This window comes from Sulfitobacter profundi (assembly GCF_042661425.1).
GTDB lineage: Bacteria > Pseudomonadota > Alphaproteobacteria > Rhodobacterales > Rhodobacteraceae > Sulfitobacter > Sulfitobacter profundi.
On sequence record NZ_JBHSWA010000001.1, the window covers coordinates 1,666,760 to 1,688,495 of the forward strand.

A 21,736-nucleotide genomic window follows, 5' to 3' on the forward strand; every position below is an offset into this window, starting at 1 on the left:
GGCACGCCCATGGCGGTTTTATTGGGCGTGGACACGGGCGGCACCTATACCGATGCGGTGCTGATCCGCGATGAGTCAGAGGTGATCGCTTCGGCCAAGGCGCTGACGACCCGCGCCGATCTGGCTGTTGGCGTGGGCAATGCGGTCAGCGCAGTGCTGGCGCAGTCCGGCGTGGCGGCGGATCAGATCGCCATGGCTTCGCTCTCCACCACGCTGGCGACCAACGCGCTGGTCGAAGGGCAGGGCGGGCGCGTGGCGCTGATCTATGTCGGATTCCGCGCTCCTGATCTTGAGGCGCATGGGCTGTCAGAGGCGCTGCGGGGTGACCCTTGCCTGCTGCTGGCTGGTGGGCACGACCATGCGGGGGCCGAGGTTGCGCCGCTGGACGAGCCAGCCCTAATCGCCTTTTTAGAGACGCATAGGGCCGATGTAAGCGGCTTTGCCGTGGCCAGCCAATTCGCCACGCGCAATCCGGCACATGAGCAGCGGGTCGCGGAACTGGTGGCAGAGGTCACGGGGCGTCCGGTGTCGGCGTCTCATAGTCTTTCAGCCAAGCTGAACGGGCCGAAGCGGGCGCTGACGGCTTTGCTGAACGCGCGGCTGATTGGCATGATCGATCGGCTGATTGGCCGGGCCGAGGATCAGTTGCGCAGCTTGGGCATCAGCGGCCCGATGATGGTGGTGCGCGGCGACGGTGCCTTGATGTCGAGCGCGCAGGCCCGCGAGCGCCCGATCGAGACGATTCTCAGCGGCCCTGCTGCGTCGCTCGTGGGCGCGCGCTGGTTGACCGGGGCAGAGACGGCGCTGGTGTCGGATATCGGCGGGACGACGACCGATGTAGCGCTGTTGCGCGACGGTCGCCCGGCGATTGATCCGGCGGGTGCGCAGGTTGGCCCCTATCGAACCATGGTAGAGGCGGTGGCGATGCGGACCCATGGCTTGGGCGGTGACAGCGAAGTGCATTTCACGTCCCAAGGTCTGACCGCGGGCGTGACCCTAGGGCCGAAGCGGCTGCTGCCGGTCTCTCTCCTCGCGGTGGAGGCGGGCGAGGTGGTGCATAGAGCCTTGGACGCCCAACTGCGGCGGAGTGTGGTGGGAGAGCATGATGGCCGTTTTGTGCGGGCCGTGTCGGGTCAGGAGGTCGAAGGTCTGGCCCCGCGCGACTTGGCACTGCTGGAGCGGATCGGCACCGATGTCTGGCCCTTGGGCGACGTGCTGCGGAACCGGGTCGAACAGGGCGCTTTGAACCGGTTGGTGGCGCGCGGACTGGTGCAGGTGGCGGGGGTTACGCCCAGTGATGCGAGCCATGTCGCCGGGCATCTTGTCGCATGGGACAGCGCGGCTGCGCATAAGGCGTTGGCGTTGTTCGGACGCAAGCGCGGCGGCTCGGGCCTGCGGTTCTGCCCCGAGCCCGAGAGCCTTGCCAAAATCATCATCGACCAGCTGACCGATCAGACCGCTTTGGCCCTGTTAGAGACTGCGTTTGCCGAAGAATCCCCGCCTTTGACCTGCCGCCCGAGATCTTGGCACGGCATGTTTTGATGCAGCGTGGCCTGTCGGGGCATCGCGGCGTGCTGCGGATTGATGCGGGTCTGAACTTGCCTGTCGTGGGCTTGGGCGCTTCAGCGGCGACCTATTACCCGGCGGTAGGAGAGAGGCTGGGGAGCGAGATGATCCTGCCCGACCACGCCCATGTCGCCAATGCCATCGGTGCGGTGGTGGGGCGGGTGACCATGCGTGAAAGCGGCACTGTCACCGTCCCGCACGAAGGGGTGTTTCGCGTTCATCTGGCCGATGGCCCACAGGATTTCCCGAATGCCGAACGCGCTCTGGCCGAAGCAGAGACTGCTTTGACCGAAACCGCCCGCGCGCGGGCCCAGTCAGCCGGGGCCGCACAAATCGAGTGTCATGTGACGCGCGATATTCGTATGGCCGAGATTGAGGGGCGGGAGGTGTTTGTCGAGGCCGCGCTTACCGTCGAAGCCTCGGGGCGGCCGCGCGTGGCGGCGGGCTGACCCCCGGCGCGGTGCCGGGGGCAGCATCGTTACTCAGCCGCTGCGCGTTTGGGCAGCACCCAATCGGCGCGCGGGAAATGGCAGGTGTAGCCATTGGGCAGACGTTCCAGATAGTCCTGATGCTCTGGCTCTGCTTCCCAGAAATCGCCAACGGGTTCGATCTCGGTCACGACTTTGCCCGGCCACAGGCCAGAGGCTTCGACATCGGCGATGGTATCTTCGGCGACCGCTTTTTGTTCATCGTCGACATAGTAGATCGCGGAACGGTAGCTCATCCCGCGGTCATTGCCCTGACGGTTCATCGTGGTGGGGTCGTGGATCTGAAAGAAGAACTCCAGCAGCTCACGGTAGGAGGTCTTCTCGGGGTCGAAGTTGATCTCGATCCCCTCAGCATGGGTGCCGTGGTTGCGATAGGTCGCATTGGGCACATCGCCGCCGGTATAGCCGACGCGGGTCGAGACCACACCGGGGCGGCGGCGGATCAGATCTTGCATCCCCCAGAAACAGCCACCGGCCAATACTGCGCGTTCGGTTGTCATGTCACATTCTCCACTTGGTTGAGATACTCGCCATAGCCTTCGGCCTCCATGTCGTCACGGTGGACGAAGCGCAAAGAGGCGGAGTTGATGCAATAGCGCAGCCCGCCGCGATCCGGTGGGCCGTCGGGAAAGACGTGGCCAAGGTGGCTGTCGCCGTGTTTGCTGCGCACCTCGGTGCGGACCATGCCGAGCGAGGCGTCTTCCAACTCTTCGACATAGGCAGGCACGATCGGTTTGGTAAAGCTGGGCCAGCCACAGCCGCTTTCGTATTTGTCACCGCTGGCGAACAAAGGCTCGCCCGAAACGATGTCGACGTAGATGCCCGGCTCTTTGTTGTTCAGGTATTTGCCGGTGCCGGGGCGTTCGGTGCCGCTGCGCTGCGTGACGTGGAATTCTTCGGGGCTCAGCGCATCAATCGCGGCGTTGGTTTTCTCGTATTGGGGCATGGGGTCCTCCATTCATGGGCTTGGCCTATTAGATGGTGTGTGGCGGTGAAATTCAAAGGGTTTGCGGCTCACACTGGCGTTACGCCTTGCGTTGCCGCGAGACCTGCACGGCAAGGATGCCGCCTGCGATGATGGCGACACCAAGGATGTCGCGCGGACCCAGCGTTTCGCCCAGCAGCAGGGCCGCGATGGCCACGCCGAAGAACGGGTTGAGAAAGTGGAAGGTCGCCGCCCGCGTGGCGCCGATGCGGTTCACGAGCCAGAACCATACCACGGTGGCGGCAAGGCCGGGGACAAGGCAGGTATAGGCGAAGGCGAGCGTCAGGCGCAGGCTGGGGTCGATGCGGGGTGTCTCAAACAGCAGGGTGGCGATGGAGAGGGCCACGCAGCCGACAAGCATTTGCAAGCCGACGACCATGAGGAAGTTGCCGCCCGAGGTCGCGCCGCGCACCAACAGGGTGGCTGCGGTGAGGGCCACCACGCCGATGGCGCAAAGGATGAGACCATAGAGGTCGACTTGCCCGCCGAGGCGCGCGCCCATGATGATGGCGACGCCAATGACACCGGCAAACAGTCCCGCAATGCCCAAAGGGCGCAGCTTCTCACCCAAAAACGCCCATGCGGCGAAGCCCACAAGAAGCGGCATGGTGGAGGCGATGATCGCGGCGAGGGACGCCTCGATGGTCTGCATGGCGATGAAGTTAAGCCCAAGGTAAACCGCGTTTTGTAGCACGCCAAAGATGATCGTCGCCCGCCACTGCGCGGGGGTGAGCCGCCAGCTTTGCCCCAGGGCCAGCGCGATGCCGACGCCGATCAGGCCAGAGATCAGGTAGCGTAGAGAGAGAGCCAGCAGGGGCGAGGCATCCATCACGATGATACGGGCAGAGGTGAAGGCCGAGGACCACATCACGGCAAAGGCCAGTCCCATGAGAATTGCGCGGATGTCCATGAAATGCCCCCTGTGCTGAACTTGCTAAGCAATGGCGGGTTTGAAGGGGGAGGGCAAGGTGGGTTTGGTGAGTTGAAGAATACCCAAGCTTTAGGAATTCGACACTGCCCGGAATCAAGCCGCAGGCGCCGGGCCATCGCCTGCCCGCCCGCCACGCCAGAGGCGTGCCGTGGTAGTTCGGGCGCACCGCTGGTGCGACCGGGTAGGCGATTTGGCGAGGCTGGACACGACATTGAAAGCGCACATTATGGCTGAACCATAAAGTGCATGGAGCGTCTGTTGGATCGCCGACCCGCGGGCAGGCGATGGCCCTGCGAAACGCAAACCTCAAACGGGAAAACGCGAGATCGCTAATCTGTGTACTGGCGCGCGCCTTCCTCCCCCAAACGAAAAAGGGCCGCCCGAGGGCGACCCTTTCGCAAACATTCAGCCCAAGGCTTACTCGTTCACGCTGTCCTTCAGCGCCTTCGCGATGGTCATTTTGACCACTTTGTCGGCGTCTTTCTTGAACTGCTCGCCAGTGGCGGGGTTGCGGACCATCCGCTCGGGGCGCTCACGGCAATAGATTTTGCCAACGCCCGGCAGGGTTACGGCACCGCCGGCGGACACTTCACGGGTGATCAGGTTGCAAACGGCGTCGAGCGCTGCGCCTGCGGATTTCTTGTCGGTGTCCATCTCTTCTGCCAGAGCAGCAACGAGCTGGGTCTTGGTCATCGGTTTTGCCATTTTATTCTCCTTAGACTGCCCGCTTTTTAGGGCCTCATGGCCGGAATGTAACGGTATGTTGTGGGATAACACAACGAATTGTGGCGCTCTAAACGTGAAAACATGCGATTTTCCGCTGTTTTAGCCCCTATAGGAACGCCGTTTCGTCGAAGGATCGAAGTTTCCGGCTGTGGATCCGCTCCAGCGGCATGCGGCGCAGCAGCTCCATGGCGCGAATGCCGATCATCAGATGGCGCGCGACTTGGGTCTTGTAGAAGTCCGAGGCCATGCCGGGCAGTTTCAATTCACCATGCAGCGGTTTGTCCGACACACACAGCAGCGTGCCATAGGGCACCCGAAAGCGATAGCCGTTGGCGGCGATGGTGGCACTTTCCATATCCAGCGCCACGGCGCGGGATTGGCTCAGCCGCTGCACCGGGCCGGATTGGTCGCGCAGTTCCCAGTTGCGGTTGTCGATGGTGGCGACGGTGCCAGTCCGCATGATGCGTTTCAGCTCATAGCCCTCCAGCTGCGTGACCTGCGCCACCGATTGCTCCAGCGCGATCTGGATCTCGGCCAACGCCGGGATCGGCACCCAGACCGGCAGGTCGTCATCCAGAACGTGATCCTCGCGCAGGTAGCCATGCGCCAATACGAAGTCGCCCAGAGCCTGCGTATTGCGCAGCCCGGCACAGTGGCCGACCATCAGCCAAGCATGGGGGCGCAGCACGGCGATGTGGTCCGTCGCCGTTTTAGCGTTGGACGGCCCCACGCCGATATTGACCAGTGTGATGCCCGAACCGTCGGCGCGTTTCAGGTGATAGGTCGGCATTTGCGGGGTCTTCAGCGTCTCTGCCAAAGGCGCATCGGGATCGGTGATCTCGGCATTGCCGGTCGAGACAAAGGCGGTGTAGCCGCTCTCGGGGTCGCGCAGCATCTCGCGGGCGTATTGCTCAAACTCGGTCACATAGAACTGGTAGTTCGTAAACAGCACATGGGTCTGGAAATGCTCAGGGTCCGTGGCGGTGTAATGCGCCAGCCGGGCGAGGGAGTAATCGACGCGCTGCGCGGTAAAGGGCGCGAGCGGGCGCACGTCGTCCTCAGGCACGTAGGTCCCGTTGACGATATCATCATTGGTGGTCGACAGGTCCGGCACGTCAAAGACATCGCGCAGGGTGAAATCGGCGGCCCCTTCTTGGGGCACGTTCAGCGCATTATCACCCGACATGGCGAAATGTACCGGAATCGGTGTGGTCGACGGGCCAACGATCACTGGCTGGTCGTGATTTTCAATCAGCAGGCCGATCTGCTGGATCAGATAGTTCCGAAAGAGATCAGGCCGGGTGATCGTCGCGGCGAAGGTGCCGGGAGAAGAGACATGGCCGAAGGACAGGCGCGTATCGACATGGGCATAAGACGAGGTGCGAAACCGCAGTTCGGGATAAAAGGCACGCACGCGGGCATCGGGGGCCGAAGTCTCCATCGCCTTGGCAAAGGCATCATGCAGGAAGGTCGTGGCCTGCTGATAAAGTTCGGTCAGGCGGTCCACGGCAGCTGTCGCATCGCGGAAGCTTTCCGGGTTCGGGGTGTCCGGGGTCAGGATCGTTGTCATGTTTGCGGCTCTAACAATGGGATGATTTCAAATTTCTGCACATCGACCAGCCCGAGGTCCGAGATCCGCAACTCAGGGATCACCACAAGGGCCAAAAGAGAATGCTGCATATAGGCGTTGTTCAGCTTGCAGCCACAGTCGATCATCGCCTGCACAAGGGCTTCGGCATCGGCGGCGACTTCAGCGGCGGGGCGGTCAGACATCAACCCGGCGATGGGCAGGGCGACAAGCGCCAGTTCCTCGCCTTCGCGGAAGATCGTGATGCCCCCGCCGACTTCGCGCAGTCGGTTGGCGGCCAGCGCCATCTGCTCGGTATCGGTGCCCACGACGATCATGTGGTGGCTGTCATGCGCCACGGTCGAGGCCATGGCCATGCGCCCCTCATAGCCAAAGCCCGAGACGAAAGCGTTGGTTACCGTTCCGGTGGCGCGGTGGCGTTCGACCAGTGCGATCTGGCAAACCTCGCCAGTGCCCTGCACGCGGCCTTCGGTCACGGGCAGTTCAAACTTCAGCGCGCGTGTGGGCGCTTGGTTTTCGACCACGCCGATGACATTGGCGGTGACTGCGTTCGCGCCTTCGGGTGCGGCGATGTCGAAGTCATCGGCGCTCAGGTCTCGGGCCATGTTTACGGTCTGGCGAGCATTGTTAGGCCAGTCGAAATGCGGGCAATCGACAAGGCATTTGCCATCTTCCGCCACCACGTCGCCGCGTGCGATCACCGTCTCTACCGGGAAGCTCGCAAGATCCGATGTCAGGATCACATCAGCTCGGCGGCCCGGCGTCAGTGAGCCGATCTCCCGCTCCAACCCGAAATGCGTCGCGGTGTTGATCGTCGCCATTTGCAAGGCAATTAACGGATCGCAGCCGCAGTCGATGGCATGACGCACCACCCGGTTCATATGCCCTTCGTTGGTGATGGTGCCCGAGTGGCTGTCATCGGTGCACAGGATCATGTTGCGCGGATCGAGCCCTTTTTCGGTGATCGCGGTGATCTGCGTCTTCACGTCATACCACGCCGAGCCGAGCCGGATCATTGAGCGCATGCCCTGCCGCATCCGCGCCACGGCGTCGGCTTCGCAGGTGCCTTCGTGGTCATCCGCCGGACCGCCCGCCACATAGGCGGCAAAGACGGGGCCGAGGTCGGGGGAAGCGTAATGTCCGCCCACGGTCTTGCCCGCCCGCTGCGTCGCCGCGATCTCGGCCAGCATTTGCGGGTCGGCGTTGCTGACGCCGGGGAAATTCATCATTTCGCCCAAGCCGACGATGCCGGGCCAGGCCATCGCCTCGGTCACATCCTCGGCGGTGATCTCGAATCCGGTCGTTTCCAGCCCCGGTGCCGAAGGTGCGCAGGAGGGCATTTGGGTAAAGATGTTAATGGGCTGCATCAGCGCTTCGTCATGCATCATCCGTACGCCGGTGAGCCCTAGTACATTCGCAATCTCATGCGGGTCGGTGAAGGCCGATGTTGTGCCATGCGGGATCACCGCGCGGGCGAATTCCGCAGGGGTGAGCATGGTGCTTTCGATATGCATATGCCCATCGCAAAGACCGGGGATCATATAGCGGCCATTCGCTTCGATGATCTGGGTGCTGTCGCCCCGGCAATGGCCTGCATCCGGCCCGACAAAGGCGATGCGCCCGGCGGCGATGGCGATGTCGTGATCGGGCAGGCATTCGCGGGTGTGCACATTCACCCAAATGCCGCCGGTGATGATCGTATCGGCCGCGCGCCGCCCGGCGGCGACCTCGACCAATTGTGCGGCCACATCGGGCCAAGTGGGGAACGTTTTATCTGTCATGTCCAAAGGTGCCATAGGGCCGGGGGAGGTTCAAGCGGGCCCGCGATATGAAAGGGCGCGGGATGTTGCCAGAACGCGCCGCTTGCGGCTAACTGGGGCCCAAGGCATTTACGGAACCATCTGATGAATTTTCTCTTTGTGCACCAGAACATGCCCGGCCAATACCGGGAGTTGGTGCAATGGCTGGCGCAGGCGGGCGGGCATCGGATTTATTTTCTGACCCAGCGTCAGAACGCCCCAAATCTGCCCGGCGTCGAAACCCGGGTCTACCGCCCCCATCATCGGCCCGACGACAAAGCCTATGGGCTCTCGCGCGTTTGGGAAGAAGCCTCGGGCAATGGTTTCGGGGCCGTCAGCGCGGCCCGGCAGATCGAAACGCAAGAGGGCTTTCGCCCCGACATCATCATCGGCCACGTCGGTTGGGGGAGTTAAGCTTTTTCAAAGAGCTTTGGCCCGATGTTCCGATCATCGGCTATTTCGAGTATTATTATAACATGACCGGTGGGATGGTCGGCTTTGATCCAGCCGAGAAAATTTCGACCCATGCGCCTTATCTTAACCATGCGCGCAATATCGTGCCGCTGGCCAATATCGAAACCGTCGATCTGGGCCACTGTCCGACCCATTGGCAACGCGACCGTTTCCCCGAAAGCTTTCACCGCAAGCTTTATGTCTGCCACGATGGCATCCGCACCGATCAACTATTGCCCGACCCGGATGTCAGCCTGCGGTTGGGGCGTTTGGCAGAGCCCGTGACGCGCAAGGATGAGATCATTACCTATGTCGCGCGCAATCTGGAAAAGACGCGGGGCTTTCACACGATGATGCGCGCTCTGCCGCGTATCTTGGCCGAGCGGCCCTCTGCGCGGGTGGTGATCGTCGGCGGCAATGAGGTGTCCTACGGCAAGCAAAGCGACCATCCCGGCGGGTTGCGCGGAGAGATGGCGGCAGAACTGCAGGGCAAGGTCGATTGGGAGCGGGTGCATTTCGTCGGCAAAGTGCCATACCCCGATTTCAAGAAGCTTGTGCAGATCAGCCGCTGTCACATCTATCTGACGATGCCCTTTGTGCTGTCTTGGTCACTGCTCGAAGCCATGTCGATGCAAGCCACGATCGTGGCCTCTGATGTGGCCCCGGTGCGCGAGGCGGTGAGCCATGGCAAGACCGGGCTGCTGGTGGATTTCTTTGACCCCGATGCGCTGGCGGCGCAGGTGGTGGAGGTGCTTGCCAATCCGCAGGATCACGCCCATCTCGGCCCGGCGGCGCGGGCGCATGTGGTTGAGCATTACGATTTCCTTACCCGCTGCCTGCCCGAACACCTCGCGCGGATCAACGCATTGGTGCCCGACAGCAAACGGATAAGCTAGCGAGGATCAGTTGCCAAGGTTTCCAGCGGTGTTCACCAGCCCAAAGACCGATCCGACGAGGCCCAGAATGGTGCGCGTGTCCGACAGTGGGCTTTCGGTTGCAAGCACCAGATCGCCGGATTGAATGTGGAAATTCCGCGCCGAGAACAGCCCGTCAGATGTGGTCAAATCCAGTGTGAACACCACCCGCGTGCGGCGCGGGCCGCGCACCCCGGCGCTGACCGCGCTGGCGGGGTATTCGCGCAGGATCAAAATGCCCTCGGGGTCGGCGCGGGATTCGTTTACCCCACCGATGATCGCCAGCGCATCCAGAGCAGAGACCTCATCGCGGTTGAAGGGAAACTGTGCCTCCCTTCCGGCGGCACCCAGCGACAGGAAGTAACGGCGGTCATCCTCGATGATCAGTTTGTCGCCCCCGATCAGCCGGGTATCAAGGCTGGGGTTTTCGTAAAGCCGGTCGATCGACGTGGTATAGATGTTTGGGCCGCGCAGCAGTTTGACCTGCGGGTTTTCGATGCCGCTTTGCACCCCGCCACCAGCCGAGATCGCCGCCAGCACGGTAAAGTTATTGTCGGGCATCAGGATGTTGCCGGGGCTGCTCACGCCGCTCACCAGATCGACGGAGTTGCTGCGCCCTTCGGTCATGGCCAGTTGCACCTGTGCCGAGGGCACGATCGTCTCAAGCCGACGCTGAAGCAATTGCCGCGCTGAATCCGGGGTCCGGCCCGAGACCTGAACCTTGCCGATATAGGGCATGAAAATCGTCCCGCTCTCCGAAACGCGAATGCCGGACAGGGTGGCAACCTGTTGGCTTGGTGAAGTCAGCAGCGAGTTATCGCTGCTGTCCCAAACCAGAATGTCCAGCCGATCACCGGGGCGGATGACTTGGGCGCTCGACCCTCGGCTGGCACCGATCCAGCCATGGCGTCTTTCGCCGGTGCGGGGCCACTGAGCAACACTGGGCAGAAAGGCACGGGTGACGGGATAAACGGCGATATCGGCATCCGGCGCGGCCGCTTCCTCTGTGACCTCTTTTTGGATGGCTGCACCACGCGGAAGGTTGCTGCATGCCGCCAGCGAGAAGGTCATCAGGGCCAAGAGGAACAGTTTGCTCAGGTGCTTCATGAGATGCGCAGTCGCTTTCTGGTGTTTCACCGGTAAACCGGGGTACTTGTGCCTGTATGCAGTGTTAATTGGCGGCTTGCAAAGGATGTTGTAAACCCGGCCCCCATCCGAAATTCTAGCCCCTCAGGATAGAGGCTGAACCTATGGCGTCAATGACTACAAAAGACAGCGCGGTTTCAAGCGGCCCGGCGGATTTTGACGGGGTTCTCTTGTTGGGCGCGACGGGGCGTTTGGGCAGCATGCTGCGCCGTCATTGGCCTGAACCGCAGGCTCTGCGCAGCCAGTCGCGGCAGCCTCGACCCGGATTTTACAATTTCGATCTGCCAGCAGCGGGAGAGGGGCCAAGTGATGCGGCGATATCCACCGCGCGTGGGGCGCGGGCGGTGATCGCTTTGGCCGGGGTGACCCCGGCCCGGGCGGGCCTGCGGCGCACCGTTGGAGGACAACGTCACCCTCGCCCTCGCCGCGCTGAAATTGGCAGAGGCGGCGGCGGTCCCCCGGTTTTTTGTCGCCTCTTCGGCAGCGGTCTATGGCGCGCAAGACGGTCCGCTGCGAGAGGATATGCCCTGCGCTCCGCTTTCGGAGTACGGCAGGCAGAAGCTGGCGATGGAGCAGGCGGTGCGAGAAGCACAAGGCAAGACCGCCATCACCGCGCTGCGGATCGGCAATGTGGCCGGCGCGGATGCGATCCTTGGCGGCTGGCAACCGAAAATGCAGATTGATCGCTTCCCCGATGGCGCCACGCCAAGCCGCAGCTATATCGGGCCGGTGACCTTGGCGCGGGTGCTCTGCACGCTCTGCCATGTGGACGACCTGCCGCCTGTTTTGAATATCGCGGCCCCCGGCGCGGTGCAAATGGGGGCGCTGCTCGATGCGGCGGGGCTGGCGTGGCAGCCCAAACCGGCCCCGGCCACCGCCATTCCTGAGGTGCGGCTGGATACGAATGCGCTTGAATGCCACGTCGATTTCACGCCAGAAACTCAAACGCCCGCCGGTATGGTACGTGAATGGCAGCAGGATATGAACAAACGATGAAGACCCTTCAATGACGTGGCGCAAGCGCATCTTCGATCTGTTCTTCGCCAGCCTGCTTGTCATCATCTTGGGGCCGATCCTGCTGGGGTTGCTGGTCTGGTTGCTGCTGAAAGAGGGGCGGCCGCTTTTTCATGTGGCCGAGCGGATGAAAACGCCTGAGCAGAGTTTCAACCTTTGGAAACTGCGTACGATGACCGTGGCAGAGAAGGATCAGGGCGTATCGGGCGGCAACAAAGCCGCGCGGATCACCCCCACCGGCGCATGGCTCAGGGCGCGGCGCTTGGATGAGTTTCCCCAGCTTTGGAATATCCTGCGCGGCGATCTAAGCTTTGTCGGCCCGCGTCCGCCGCTGCGCGAATATGTGGAGCGTTTTCCCGAGGTCTATGCCGAGGTTCTGAAATCCCGGCCCGGCGTGACCGGGTTGGCCACGATCCGGTTTCACAAACATGAAGAACGGCTGCTGTCGCGCTGCGAGACCCCGGAAGAGACCGACCGTGTCTATTGTCGTATCTGCGTCCCGCGCAAAGCCCAACTAGATCTGATTTATCAGCGCCATCAAAGCACATGTTACGACTTCGATTTGGTGTTTCAAACTATCAGCAACCTTTTTAGACGCAGATGAAGGTGGCGGTGGCCCGCGGCGTGACCGGGGGCAAATAGTTAAAAATTGGTGTTTTTTACAAAATCGTGGCATTGTTTGCTGAAAATTTAAGCGAATCCAGATTCGATTGATGACACATTGAGCGCTATTTACTGTTTTTACGCTTGCTGGTGCTCAGAAAGAGCTCCATGGACGAAAGAGAGCTACTAATACGTTTCGGGCGCATCGCGGTCGCTAATATACACGTAGACAGGAGACGGCGCATGCTGAGCATCATCAAGTCGCTGACCAAACGGCAAAAGCGCGTGATCATGTTGGCGCTCGACTCCTTTTAATCGTTGTCTCCACGATTGCCGCCTTGGCTGTGCGCGGGCTGCCTGAGCATCTTCTCGAAACACTCGCCAACTATGCCCCGGTATTACCTCTTACCCTGATTGTTGGTGTGCTCGTATCGATCCGCTTGGGGGTCTGTAGCACACAATTGAACGCCTATGAGACCGCAGCGGTCGGTAGCACCGCTATTTTGGGGACCACCCTGGCGGGCGTATCCCTGCTGGGCGCGTCCCTTCTGGGGCTGGATTTCCCGCTGGGCGTGCATATCATGTTCGGGGCGATCTTTTTCTCTCTGGTGGTGCTGTCGCGGGTAATCTTGTTGCATATCGTGCTGCAAATCTACCGTACCGGCGACGCGCGCTGCCGTGTCCTGATTTATGGCGCGGGCACCACGGGGACACAGCTGGTCTCGGCGCTGCGCGGCCATGAAACGATTGAGCCTATTGCCTTTGTCGATGATAACATTGCGCTGCAAGGGCTCAACGTCTCAAAACTGCCGGTCTATTCCTCGCGCGGCATTGCTGAACTTGTCGTCGAGAAACAGATCGACCGCGTGTTGCTGGCCGTGCCCTCGCTAAGCACCCCAAAGCAGGCGCAGATCGCCCGACGGCTGGAGAAGCTGGGTCTGGAGGTGCAAACCCTTCCGTCCTTCGCGCAATTGATCGGGGAAGAGGCTTTGGTCGACAAGCTTTCCCCCGTTTCTCCGCGTCGGTTCCTGAACCGCGATGAAATCACCCCTTTGATCAACGAAGGCGGAGAGAGCTATGCCGGTAAGGTAGTTTTCGTCTCAGGTGCGGGCGGCTCCATCGGGTCGGAGCTTTGCCGTCAGGTTCTGCTTTGTCGGCCCACCAAACTGGTGCTTTTCGAACTGAGCGAACTGGCCCTCTACAACGCCGACATGGAGATCCGGCAGTTGGCCGAGGGCAGCGACATCGAAATCGTCTCGGTTCTGGGTACGGTCACGGATACCCGGCAGCTGCGCAAAGTGCTGTCGCAGCACGGGGTCAATGTGATCCTTCATGCCGCCGCCTATAAGCATGTCCCGCTGGTCGAGGCGAACCCGCTTTCGGGGCTGGTGAACAATGTTTTGGGCACACAGGCGCTGGCCGAGCAGGCCGCCCGCGCAGGCGTGGAGCGTTTCATTCTGGTATCAACCGACAAGGCCGTGCGCCCGACAAATATCATGGGTGGGTCCAAGCGGCTTGCCGAACTCGTCATTCAGGATATGGCGCGCAAATATGGCGGCGAGGGCGGTGTCATCTTTTCGATGGTCCGTTTTGGCAATGTGTTGGGGTCGTCCGGGTCTGTCGTGCCGCTGTTTCAAGAACAGGTTAGCCGCGGCGGCCCGTTGACGGTGACGGATCGGGGCGTGGCGCGCTACTTTATGACGGTGGAAGAGGCCGTGCGTCTGGTTTTGCAGGCTGGATCGCTGGCCCAAGGAGGCGAGGTCTTTGTTCTGGACATGGGCAAGCCCGTGCCCATCTTGAAACTTGCGCGGCAAGTGATTGAAACGGCTGGTTATACCGTCCGGGACGAAGACAACCCCGATGGCGATATCGAGATCGAGATCACCGGCCTGCGCCCCGGCGAGAAGATGACAGAGGAGTTAACGCTGAGCGGTTTGCTCATCAACACGGCGCATCCCAAGATCTATTCCGCGCGGGAAAACGGATTGAACGAACTGGAAATCGCCTCGGTCCTGCGGGACTTGCGCGAAGCACTTGTTGCCAATGACGAAGATCTGGCCCGTCAGGTTGTCTACCGCTGGGTCGAAGGCTTCGCCCCGCCCGAGGCGCTGAGAAAATCCTCCTGACCGGACCGTCACATGTCGCGATATTGCCGCGGTCGCGGCGCGCGGCAAAACGGTGGCGGGACAGAGATTGATTTGCAGGGGCTGTCCGTGCCAAATCTAGCCAACAATATCGCAGGTAAGGGGCGCTTTGTGGATCAGCGGACGAAATTAGGAATGCGTAGGCTGAACCGTGGGCCGCTGGTGTCGATGCTCTTGGCGGGGGTGGCGCTGCCCGGTGTTGCGCTGGCTGATCCGACTTACGACATCTTTGAAACCCTCGAGCGTCCTTCGCTCAACTTTTACGGCTCGCCGGGGCTGGTCGATATGCCAACCGCCCATGCACTGCCGGATGGGCAGCTTGCCATCGGGGTCTCAAACTTTGCAGGCATGACGCGCACCACCTTGACCTTTCAGGCCACACCGCGCCTGTCGGCCAGCTTTCGCTACGTTGGAATTCGGGATTGGACCGATGTCGTTCCCGGCAATTTCGATACCTATCGCGACCGAAGCTTTGACCTGCGCTATATGCTGAAAAAGGAAGGCGCTTTCTGGCCTGCGATCACCGTAGGTTTGCAGGATTTCGCAGGCACTGGGATCTACGCGGGCGAATATGTCGTCGCGACCAAGACTTTCGACAACACGCTGCTGCCCGGGCGCGTCAAGGTGACCGGTGGTCTGGGCTGGGGGCGTCTGGGCAGCTACGGCAGCATCGGTGCGCCCTTTGGTGGCAACCGTGGCTCCTTTGTCGGAGGCAGCACGGGGGGCAAACCTTCGTTTGATCAATGGTTTCGCGGGTCGGCTGCGCCCTTCGCCGGGGTAGAGTGGGCGGTGAATGACCGTTGGACCCTCAAGGCGGAATACAGTTCCGACGCCTATGAGACCGAAGACGGCTCGCGCGAGATCTTTACCCGTAAATCGCAGTTCAACTTCGGCACCGAATACCAATATTCCGACGGGCTGCGGTTGGGGGCCTATTATCTCTATGGGTCCGAGATCGGGGTGAACCTGCAATACCAGTTGAACCCCCGCAAGCCGCTGACGCCGGTCAAGATTACGCCGGTCGCGCCGCTCAAGGTACGCCCCAGCCGCGCGACCTCTCCGGCGGCTTGGGATACGCAATGGGCCGCCAGCACCAACCAGCAGCGCAGCCTGCGCGATCAGGTGAAAGAGGTGCTAGATGCCAGCGGTCTTTCCCTCGTGGCGCTGACGCTTGATTCCGCCAAGGCCGAGTTGCGGTTGCGCAATGACCGGTATCAGGCCCCGGCGGTTGCTGTGGGGCGTGGTGCGCGCGCGCTGGCTTGGGTGCTGCCCGCCTCGGTTGAGACCTTCCGCATCGTCTTGGTCGAAGAGGGTTTGGCGCAATCCGCCGTGACCCTGCGCCGCTCTGACCTTGAGGCTTTGGAGTTTGACCCGCAGGCCGCCGACGCGCTGCTGGCGGTGGCGGGCATCGGTGAGGCCACTCCCCGGCTGCCCGGCGCGATGGAAAATGACGACCTCTACCCGGATTTCGCCTGGTCCATCGGCCCCTATCTGTCGCCCAGCTATTTCGACCCGGAAGAGCCGGTCCGACTGGATGGCGGCGTGGAGGTCACGGCCAGCTATCGCCCCGCGCCGGGCTGGACCGTCGCAGGCGGTCTTAAGCACCGTCTTTTTGGCTCAGTGGGCGATAAGACGACGCCGAGCAATTCAAGGCTTCCGACCGTCCGCACCGAGGGGCCGCGCTATGCCCGCGAAGGCGAGACGATCATCGACAATGCCTATGTGAGCAAGCAATGGAAGCCCGGCAATGACCTCTATGCGCGGGTCACAGCAGGCTATCTTGAACGGATGTTCGGGGGCGTCTCGGCCGAATTGCTGTGGAAGCCTGTCAACAGCAATCTCGCTCTTGGGGTTGAGGCGAATTACGTGAAGCAGCGCGATTATGACGGTGCTCTGGGCTTTCTCGATTACAGCGTGGCGACGGGCCATGTCTCAGCCTATTACGCCTTTGGCGGCGGCTATCATGGTCAATTGGACGTGGGCCGCTATCTAGCCGGTGATGTCGGTGCGACCGTGACCCTGACGCGCGAATTTACCAACGGCTGGAAGGTCGGCGGCTTTTTCACCATCACGGATGTCTCGGCCGAAGAGTTTGGCGAGGGGTCTTTTGACAAGGGCATCAACCTGACGATCCCCATCGGTTGGTTCTTGGGCGAGCCGGACAAACGCAGCTTGTCTACCACGATCCGACCGATCCAGCGGGATGGCGGGGCGCGGCTTCAGGTGCCGGGCCGGCTTTATGAACAGGTGCGCAGTGGCCATCGCAATTCACTGGAAGATCAATGGTCGAGGGTCTGGGAATGAAGCATTTTGCAACCGGTCTTTTGTTGATCGCCAGCCTTACCTTGAGCGCCTGTGCGGGCGGAGGGCGCGAAGAGGAACGCAGCCCGCTGCTCAGCGCGGGCAGCACGTTGTTTAGCATTCTCAAAGACCGCACCGGGCCCGATGCGCCAGCCAAGGGGCGGGTGACAGTGACCCGCACGCTGCTGGATCAGACGCCCGGCGCGGTCATGCAGGTGGTGCCGGAAAACACCGGGCTGCAGGACTTTCTGAAACGTGTCGCTCGGCGGTCTGATGGCACGCCGGGGATGGTTGAGGTCTGGCAATCCACGGATCAGGCTCAGATCGTCCTGCGCGAAGGCGTGCTGGTCGGCACCAAGGGGCTTGGTGGCGATATGCGCTCGGCCCAAGCGCAAACGGTGATTGCGGCGCTGGACGGGCAGGGCGGCGGCGGCGAAAGGCTGATCACGCTGGCGCGGCTGGATGGCACGGCACAGACGGTGCCCTTTGCCTGCGATGTGACCCATCTGGGGCCGGAAACGATCCAGATCGTGGACCGTCGCCTGTCCGTGCGTCATTTTCGTGAGGACTGCGTTTATGGCGCAACGACCTTCAGCAATGACTATTGGGCCGAGGTCGGCACCGGCAAACTCCGCCGTTCGCGGCAATGGGCCGGGCCGCAATTCGGCTATATGGCGATCGACCTTCTGAAAGATTAAAATCCCTGCTTGGCGCTTGTGATCGCAGCCCGCGCGGGCCAATTTGGCGAGATGGATAAAACGCTTCTTTCCCTTGGGCATGGCTATAGCGCACGCGCATTGGCCGCCCGGTTGATCCCGCAGGGCTGGCGCATCATCGGCACCACGCGCAGCCCCGAAAAGCTTAAAGAGATTGCCGCGACGGGGGTGGAGCCGATGCTCTGGCCCGGCGACGATCTGAGCGCGCTTTTGCAAGAGGTGCCGAACTTGCTGGTCTCTGCCGGGCCGGGGCCGGAGGGCGATCCGGTCCTGCTGGAGTTGCAGGATCAGATCACCGCCGCCGCCCCGCATCTGCGGTGGGTGGGCTATCTGTCGACCACTGGTGTCTACGGCGACCACGGCGGCGATTGGGTGGATGAGACCACGCCGCTTGCCCCCTCTACCCGACGCGGCGCGGCGCGGGTGCAGGCCGAGGCGGCATGGGGCGCGATCCCCGATCTGCCGCTACATATCTTTCGGCTGGCGGGCATCTACGGCCCCGGACGCGGGCCATTTGCCAAGGTGCGCAAGGGCACGGCGCGGCGCATCATCAAGCAGGGCCAAGTCTTTTCGCGGATCCATGTGGAGGATATCGCTCAAGCGCTGGAATTGTCGTTGGCAAAACCGCAGCCGGGGGCGATCTACAACCTGTGCGACGACGACCCCGCTCCGCCCCAAGATGTGATCGGCCATGCCGCCGCGCTTTTGGGCCTGCCGTTACCCCCGGCGGTGAACTTCGACGAGGCCGAGATGACCCCCATGGCCCGCAGCTTTTATGCGGAGAGCAAGAAGGTCCGGAACGATCACGCCAAGGCGGCGTTGGGCTGGCAACCGATCTACCCTGATTATCGCTCGGGTCTGGCCGCGCTGCTGGGGGCGGATGACTGAACCCGTGGCACCGCCCGAGGCACCGAATGCGTCAAGACGAACACACGTTGGCCTATCTGCTCGACAGTATGGAGCGCGCGGCAGAGAAGGAGACGGTGTCGATCAACGATGTGCTGCATGAGATCGGCGACCGTTCCATCACACCGCTGATCCTGATTGTCGCCTTGCTGCTGGTCTCGCCCCTGTCGGGAATCCCCGGCGTCTCGACCCTAGCGGCGGTGACGATCATCCTTTTGGCGGTGCAGGCCGTTACCGGGCGGCGCAGGCTTTGGATGCCGCAGTTTTTGCTGCGGCGCGAAGTGGCGGGCCATCGGTTAAGCGGCTGCGTGCGCTTTTTGCGTCGTCCCTGCGCCTTTGTCGACGGGCGCTGCAAGCCGCGTCTTCAGTTCCTCACCACCGGTCCGATGCGTTTCATCACGCTTGTCGTGGTCACGATCATCCCGCTCGGCTGGCCCTTTATGGAGGTCTTGCCGATGATGTCGTCGCTCGGCGCTGGCACCGTGGCGTTACTGGTTTTCGGCCTTTTCACTCGCGACGGGCTGTTCGTGCTTTTGGGCTATCTCTGCGTGGCGATCACGCTGAGCGCGGGCGCCCTGCTGGTGTTGACCGCCGCCAGCAGCTAGGCGCGCTGCGCGTCCAGATCGCCGATACCGAGCACCTCAAGCACTTTGGCGATGATCTGTTCCGCGTTCATACCGGCCACCGCATACATATCCGCCGGGCTGGCCTGATCAATGAAAGTATCGGGCAGCACCATGGAGCGGAATTTTAGCCCCTTATCAAAAACAGCCTCATCCGCCAGCAGTTGCGCCACATGGCTGCCAAAGCCGCCCACGGCACCCTCTTCGATGGTGATGAGCGCTTCGTGGTCTGCGGCCAGTTTCAGGATCATGTCGCGGTCCAGCGGCTTGGCAAAACGCGCATCGGCGATGGTGGGGGTGATGCCCTTGGCCGCAAGCTGCTCTGCGGCTTTCTCAACTTCTTCGAGCCGCGTGCCAAAGGACAAGAGCGCAACCTTGCTGCCTTCCCGGATCATCCGGCCCTTGCCGATTTCCAGTGGCGTGCCGCGCTCTGGCATCTCGACCCCGCGCCCTTCACCGCGCGGATAGCGGAAGGCGATGGGGCCTTCGTCATGGGCGGCGGCGGTGGCGACCATATGGCGCAACTCGGCCTCGTCTGCGGCGGCCATCACCACGAAACCCGGCAGGTTGGCAAGGAAGGCCACGTCGAATGCGCCCGCGTGGGTCGGCCCATCAGCCCCCACCAGCCCGGCGCGGTCGATGGCGAAACGCACCGGCAGGCGCTGGATCGCGACGTCATGCACGACCTGATCGTAGCCGCGCTGCAAGAATGTTGAATACATGGCGCAGAAGGGCTTCATCCCCGCCGCCGCAAGCCCCGCGCAAAAGGTCACGCCATGCTGTTCGGCGATACCTACGTCGAAACAGCGGCTGGGGTAGCGTTCGGCAAAAAGATCAAGCCCGGTGCCATCGGGCATGGCGGCGGTCACGGCGCAGATCTTGTCGTCCTCGGCGGCCTCGGCCAGCAGGCTGTCGGCGAAAACGCGGGTATAGCTCGGCGCGTTGGAGGGGCTTTCTTTTGCTCGCCGGTCACCACGTTGAACTTTGCCGTGGCATGGCCCCGATCACGCGCGGCTTCGGCAGGGCCATAGCCCTTGCCCTTTTGCGTCTGGATATGGATCAGGATCGGCCCCGTCGCGCGTTGATGAACGGTGCGCAGCACGGGCAGCAACTGGTCCATGTCGTGCCCGTTGATCGGGCCGAGGTAGGAAAAGCCGAGGTTCTCGAACAGGGTGCCGCCGACGGCCATGCCCTTGAGCATATCCTTGGCGCGTTTGGCGCCTTCGCGGAACGGTTCGGGCAGCAGGCTCACCGCGCCTTTGGCGGCGGCTTTGAAGTCCTGAAACGGCGCTTCGGCATAGAGGCGGCTGAGGTAGCTCGACATTGCGCCGACGGGCGGGGCGATGGACATCTCGTTGTCGTTGAGGATGACGATCAACCGTTTTTTCAGGTCGCCCGCGTTGTTAAGCGCCTCATAGGCCATGCCCGCGCTCATCGCGCCGTCGCCGATCACGGCAATCGCGTCGCCCAATCCTTCGGGGATCACGCCACCCAGATCGCGGCCGACGGCAAAGCCGAGCGCGGCCGAGATCGAGGTCGAGCTATGCGCCGCGCCGAAGGGGTCATAGGGGGATTCGCTGCGTTTCGTGAAGCCCGACAGCCCGTCCTTCATCCGCAGGCTGCGAATACGGTCGCGGCGTTCGGTGAGGATTTTATGCGGGTAGCATTGGTGGCTGACGTCCCAGATGATTTTGTCGCGCGGGGTGTCAAAGACCGCATGCAGCGCCACGGTCAGCTCCACCACGCCAAGCCCTGCGCCCAAGTGTCCGCCGGTTTCCGACACGGCCGAGATCGTCTCGGCCCGCAACTCGCGCGCGACTTGGGTCAGTTCGGCATCGGACAGGCGTTTCAGGTCCGCAGGGCGGGTGACCTGATCAAGCAGGGGGTGGCGGGTTTGTCACTCATCGGGGCCTCTCTGGTGCCGCATTGGCGCATGTGCCGCCCGGCTAGCTGTCGCGGGCAATAACGAAGGCGGCAGCGGCTCGCAAGCTCTGCGCCTCTGGTCCATATTCAGATAGAGCGTCACAGGCCATGTCCACCAATTCGGCGGCACGGGTTTTGGCCCCGGCCAGACCGAGGTGGGACACAAACGTGGCTTTGCCCGCCGCGTCGTCCTTGCCGACGGCCTTTCCGACCGTTTCAGCGTCGCCTTCGACGTCAAGGATGTCATCGGCGATCTGAAAGGCGAGGCCGAGGTGTTTGGCATAAGCGCCAAGGGCGGTGGCATCGGCCCGGGCCATCCGTGGCCCGGCCATGGCAGACCATTCGATCAATGCGCCGGTCTTACCGGCCTGAAGCGCCGTGATCTCGGCCAGCGAGAGCGGCGCGGAGGCGGTTTCGGCGGCGATGTCCAGCGCTTGGCCGCCGACCATGCCGCCCACACCTGCCGCTTGGGCAAGGCTGGTCATCAGGGTCAGACGCGCCTCTGCAGGGCAGGGCGCTTGCCCGAGCAATTCAAAGGCCAGCGTTTGCAGCGCGTCACCGGCCAGAACGGCGGTCGCCTCATCCCACTTGCGGTGCACCGTGGGCTGGCCCCGGCGCAGATCGTCGTCGTCCATACAGGGCAGATCGTCATGCACCAGCGAATAGGCATGCAGCGCCTCAATGGCCGCAGCGGCTGGGGCAGCCATACCGGGGGCGATGCCATGCAGCCGCGCAGATTCGATCACCAGAAAGCCGCGCAGCCCTTGCCGCCGCCGCAGGCATAGCGCATCGCCTCGGCCACCGGGCCCTGGCGCTCGGCCAAGGCCGCTTCGATCTGCGCTTGCGCCAGATCACGGGCATGGGCAAGCGCCTCTGCCAAGGGAAGGGGGTGGGCTGGAAGGTCATGCAG

13 protein-coding genes and 5 pseudogenes are annotated in these 21,736 nt (G+C 62.4%); 9 read left to right on the top strand and 9 right to left on the bottom strand.

Annotation, left to right across the window (positions count from 1 at the left end; genetic code table 11):
- Window positions 1-9: 9 nt before the first annotated feature.
- Window positions 10-2,015 (top strand): annotated as a pseudogene (locus ACFQAU_RS08700) (hydantoinase/oxoprolinase N-terminal domain-containing protein).
- Between the two features lie 29 nt (window positions 2,016-2,044).
- Here ACFQAU_RS08700 and msrA read toward each other — a convergent pair.
- From msrA to ade, 6 genes are all read right to left on the bottom strand, one after another.
- Entirely contained in the window at window positions 2,045-2,554 is a 510-nt protein-coding gene (msrA, locus tag ACFQAU_RS08705; protein WP_067942613.1) for a peptide-methionine (S)-S-oxide reductase MsrA, read from the bottom strand.
- Window positions 2,551-3,000 (bottom strand): peptide-methionine (R)-S-oxide reductase MsrB, encoded by a 450-nt coding sequence (msrB, locus tag ACFQAU_RS08710; protein ID WP_067624619.1) that lies wholly within the window; start codon window positions 2,998-3,000, stop codon window positions 2,551-2,553. The genes msrA and msrB overlap by 4 nt, the downstream gene beginning before the upstream one ends.
- Window positions 3,001-3,079: 79 nt before the next feature.
- The gene (locus ACFQAU_RS08715; RefSeq protein ID WP_120349910.1) at window positions 3,080-3,949 is read right to left on the bottom strand and encodes a DMT family transporter; all 870 of its coding nucleotides are present in this window, start codon (window positions 3,947-3,949) and stop codon (window positions 3,080-3,082) included.
- Between the two features lie 438 nt (window positions 3,950-4,387).
- Window positions 4,388-4,675: an HU family DNA-binding protein gene (locus ACFQAU_RS08720; RefSeq protein ID WP_007118569.1), complete on the bottom strand. Its 288-nt coding sequence runs from the start codon at window positions 4,673-4,675 to the stop codon at window positions 4,388-4,390.
- A gap of 127 nt (window positions 4,676-4,802) precedes the next feature.
- A complete protein-coding gene (locus ACFQAU_RS08725) occupies window positions 4,803-6,266 on the bottom strand; it encodes an AMP nucleosidase (protein WP_067624625.1) in 1,464 nt (487 codons plus the stop codon).
- A complete protein-coding gene (ade, locus tag ACFQAU_RS08730; RefSeq protein WP_132444043.1) occupies window positions 6,263-8,065 on the bottom strand; it encodes an adenine deaminase in 1,803 nt (600 codons plus the stop codon). The genes ACFQAU_RS08725 and ade overlap by 4 nt, the downstream gene beginning before the upstream one ends.
- A 123-nt stretch (window positions 8,066-8,188) precedes the next feature.
- Between ade and ACFQAU_RS08735 the strand changes: the two are divergent.
- A pseudogene (locus ACFQAU_RS08735) lies at window positions 8,189-9,432 on the top strand (glycosyltransferase family 4 protein).
- Window positions 9,433-9,438: 6 nt separating this feature from the next.
- Here the strand turns inward: ACFQAU_RS08735 and ACFQAU_RS08740 are convergent.
- A complete protein-coding gene (locus tag ACFQAU_RS08740) occupies window positions 9,439-10,557 on the bottom strand; it encodes a polysaccharide biosynthesis/export family protein (RefSeq protein ID WP_120349913.1) in 1,119 nt (372 codons plus the stop codon).
- A 435-nt stretch (window positions 10,558-10,992) separates the two neighbouring features.
- On the opposite strand from ACFQAU_RS08740, the gene ACFQAU_RS08745 reads away from it, so the two are divergent.
- The 7 genes and pseudogenes from ACFQAU_RS08745 to ACFQAU_RS08775 all read left to right on the top strand — a co-directional run bounded on the left by ACFQAU_RS08745 (window position 10,993) and on the right by ACFQAU_RS08775 (window position 18,885).
- Window positions 10,993-11,592, top strand: coding sequence for an NAD-dependent epimerase/dehydratase family protein (locus ACFQAU_RS08745; protein ID WP_386281732.1), 600 nt, complete (start codon window positions 10,993-10,995; stop codon window positions 11,590-11,592).
- 10 nt (window positions 11,593-11,602) lie between these two features.
- Window positions 11,603-12,214, top strand: coding sequence for a sugar transferase (locus ACFQAU_RS08750; protein ID WP_067942490.1), 612 nt, complete (start codon window positions 11,603-11,605; stop codon window positions 12,212-12,214).
- A 242-nt stretch (window positions 12,215-12,456) separates the two neighbouring features.
- Window positions 12,457-14,339 (top strand): annotated as a pseudogene (locus tag ACFQAU_RS08755) (polysaccharide biosynthesis protein).
- Window positions 14,340-14,351: 12 nt separating this feature from the next.
- Complete coding sequence (locus ACFQAU_RS08760; RefSeq protein WP_240791557.1) at window positions 14,352-16,661, top strand: YjbH domain-containing protein; 2,310 nt, start codon at window positions 14,352-14,354, stop codon at window positions 16,659-16,661.
- Window positions 16,658-17,356: a YjbF family lipoprotein gene (locus ACFQAU_RS08765; protein ID WP_165935540.1), complete on the top strand. Its 699-nt coding sequence runs from the start codon at window positions 16,658-16,660 to the stop codon at window positions 17,354-17,356. Before ACFQAU_RS08760 ends, ACFQAU_RS08765 begins: the two co-directional genes overlap by 4 nt.
- Window positions 17,357-17,407: 51 nt before the next feature.
- Window positions 17,408-18,262, top strand: coding sequence for an SDR family oxidoreductase (locus tag ACFQAU_RS08770; RefSeq protein WP_132444182.1), 855 nt, complete (start codon window positions 17,408-17,410; stop codon window positions 18,260-18,262).
- A gap of 26 nt (window positions 18,263-18,288) precedes the next feature.
- Entirely contained in the window at window positions 18,289-18,885 is a 597-nt protein-coding gene (locus ACFQAU_RS08775; RefSeq protein ID WP_120349917.1) for an exopolysaccharide biosynthesis protein, read from the top strand.
- Here the strand turns inward: ACFQAU_RS08775 and dxs are convergent.
- Together dxs and ACFQAU_RS08785 are read right to left on the bottom strand one after the other, a co-directional pair.
- Window positions 18,882-20,785: pseudogene (gene dxs / locus ACFQAU_RS08780) on the bottom strand (1-deoxy-D-xylulose-5-phosphate synthase). The gene ACFQAU_RS08775 and the pseudogene dxs overlap by 4 nt on opposite strands.
- Before the next feature lie 64 nt (window positions 20,786-20,849).
- Window positions 20,850-21,736, bottom strand: a pseudogene (locus ACFQAU_RS08785) (polyprenyl synthetase family protein).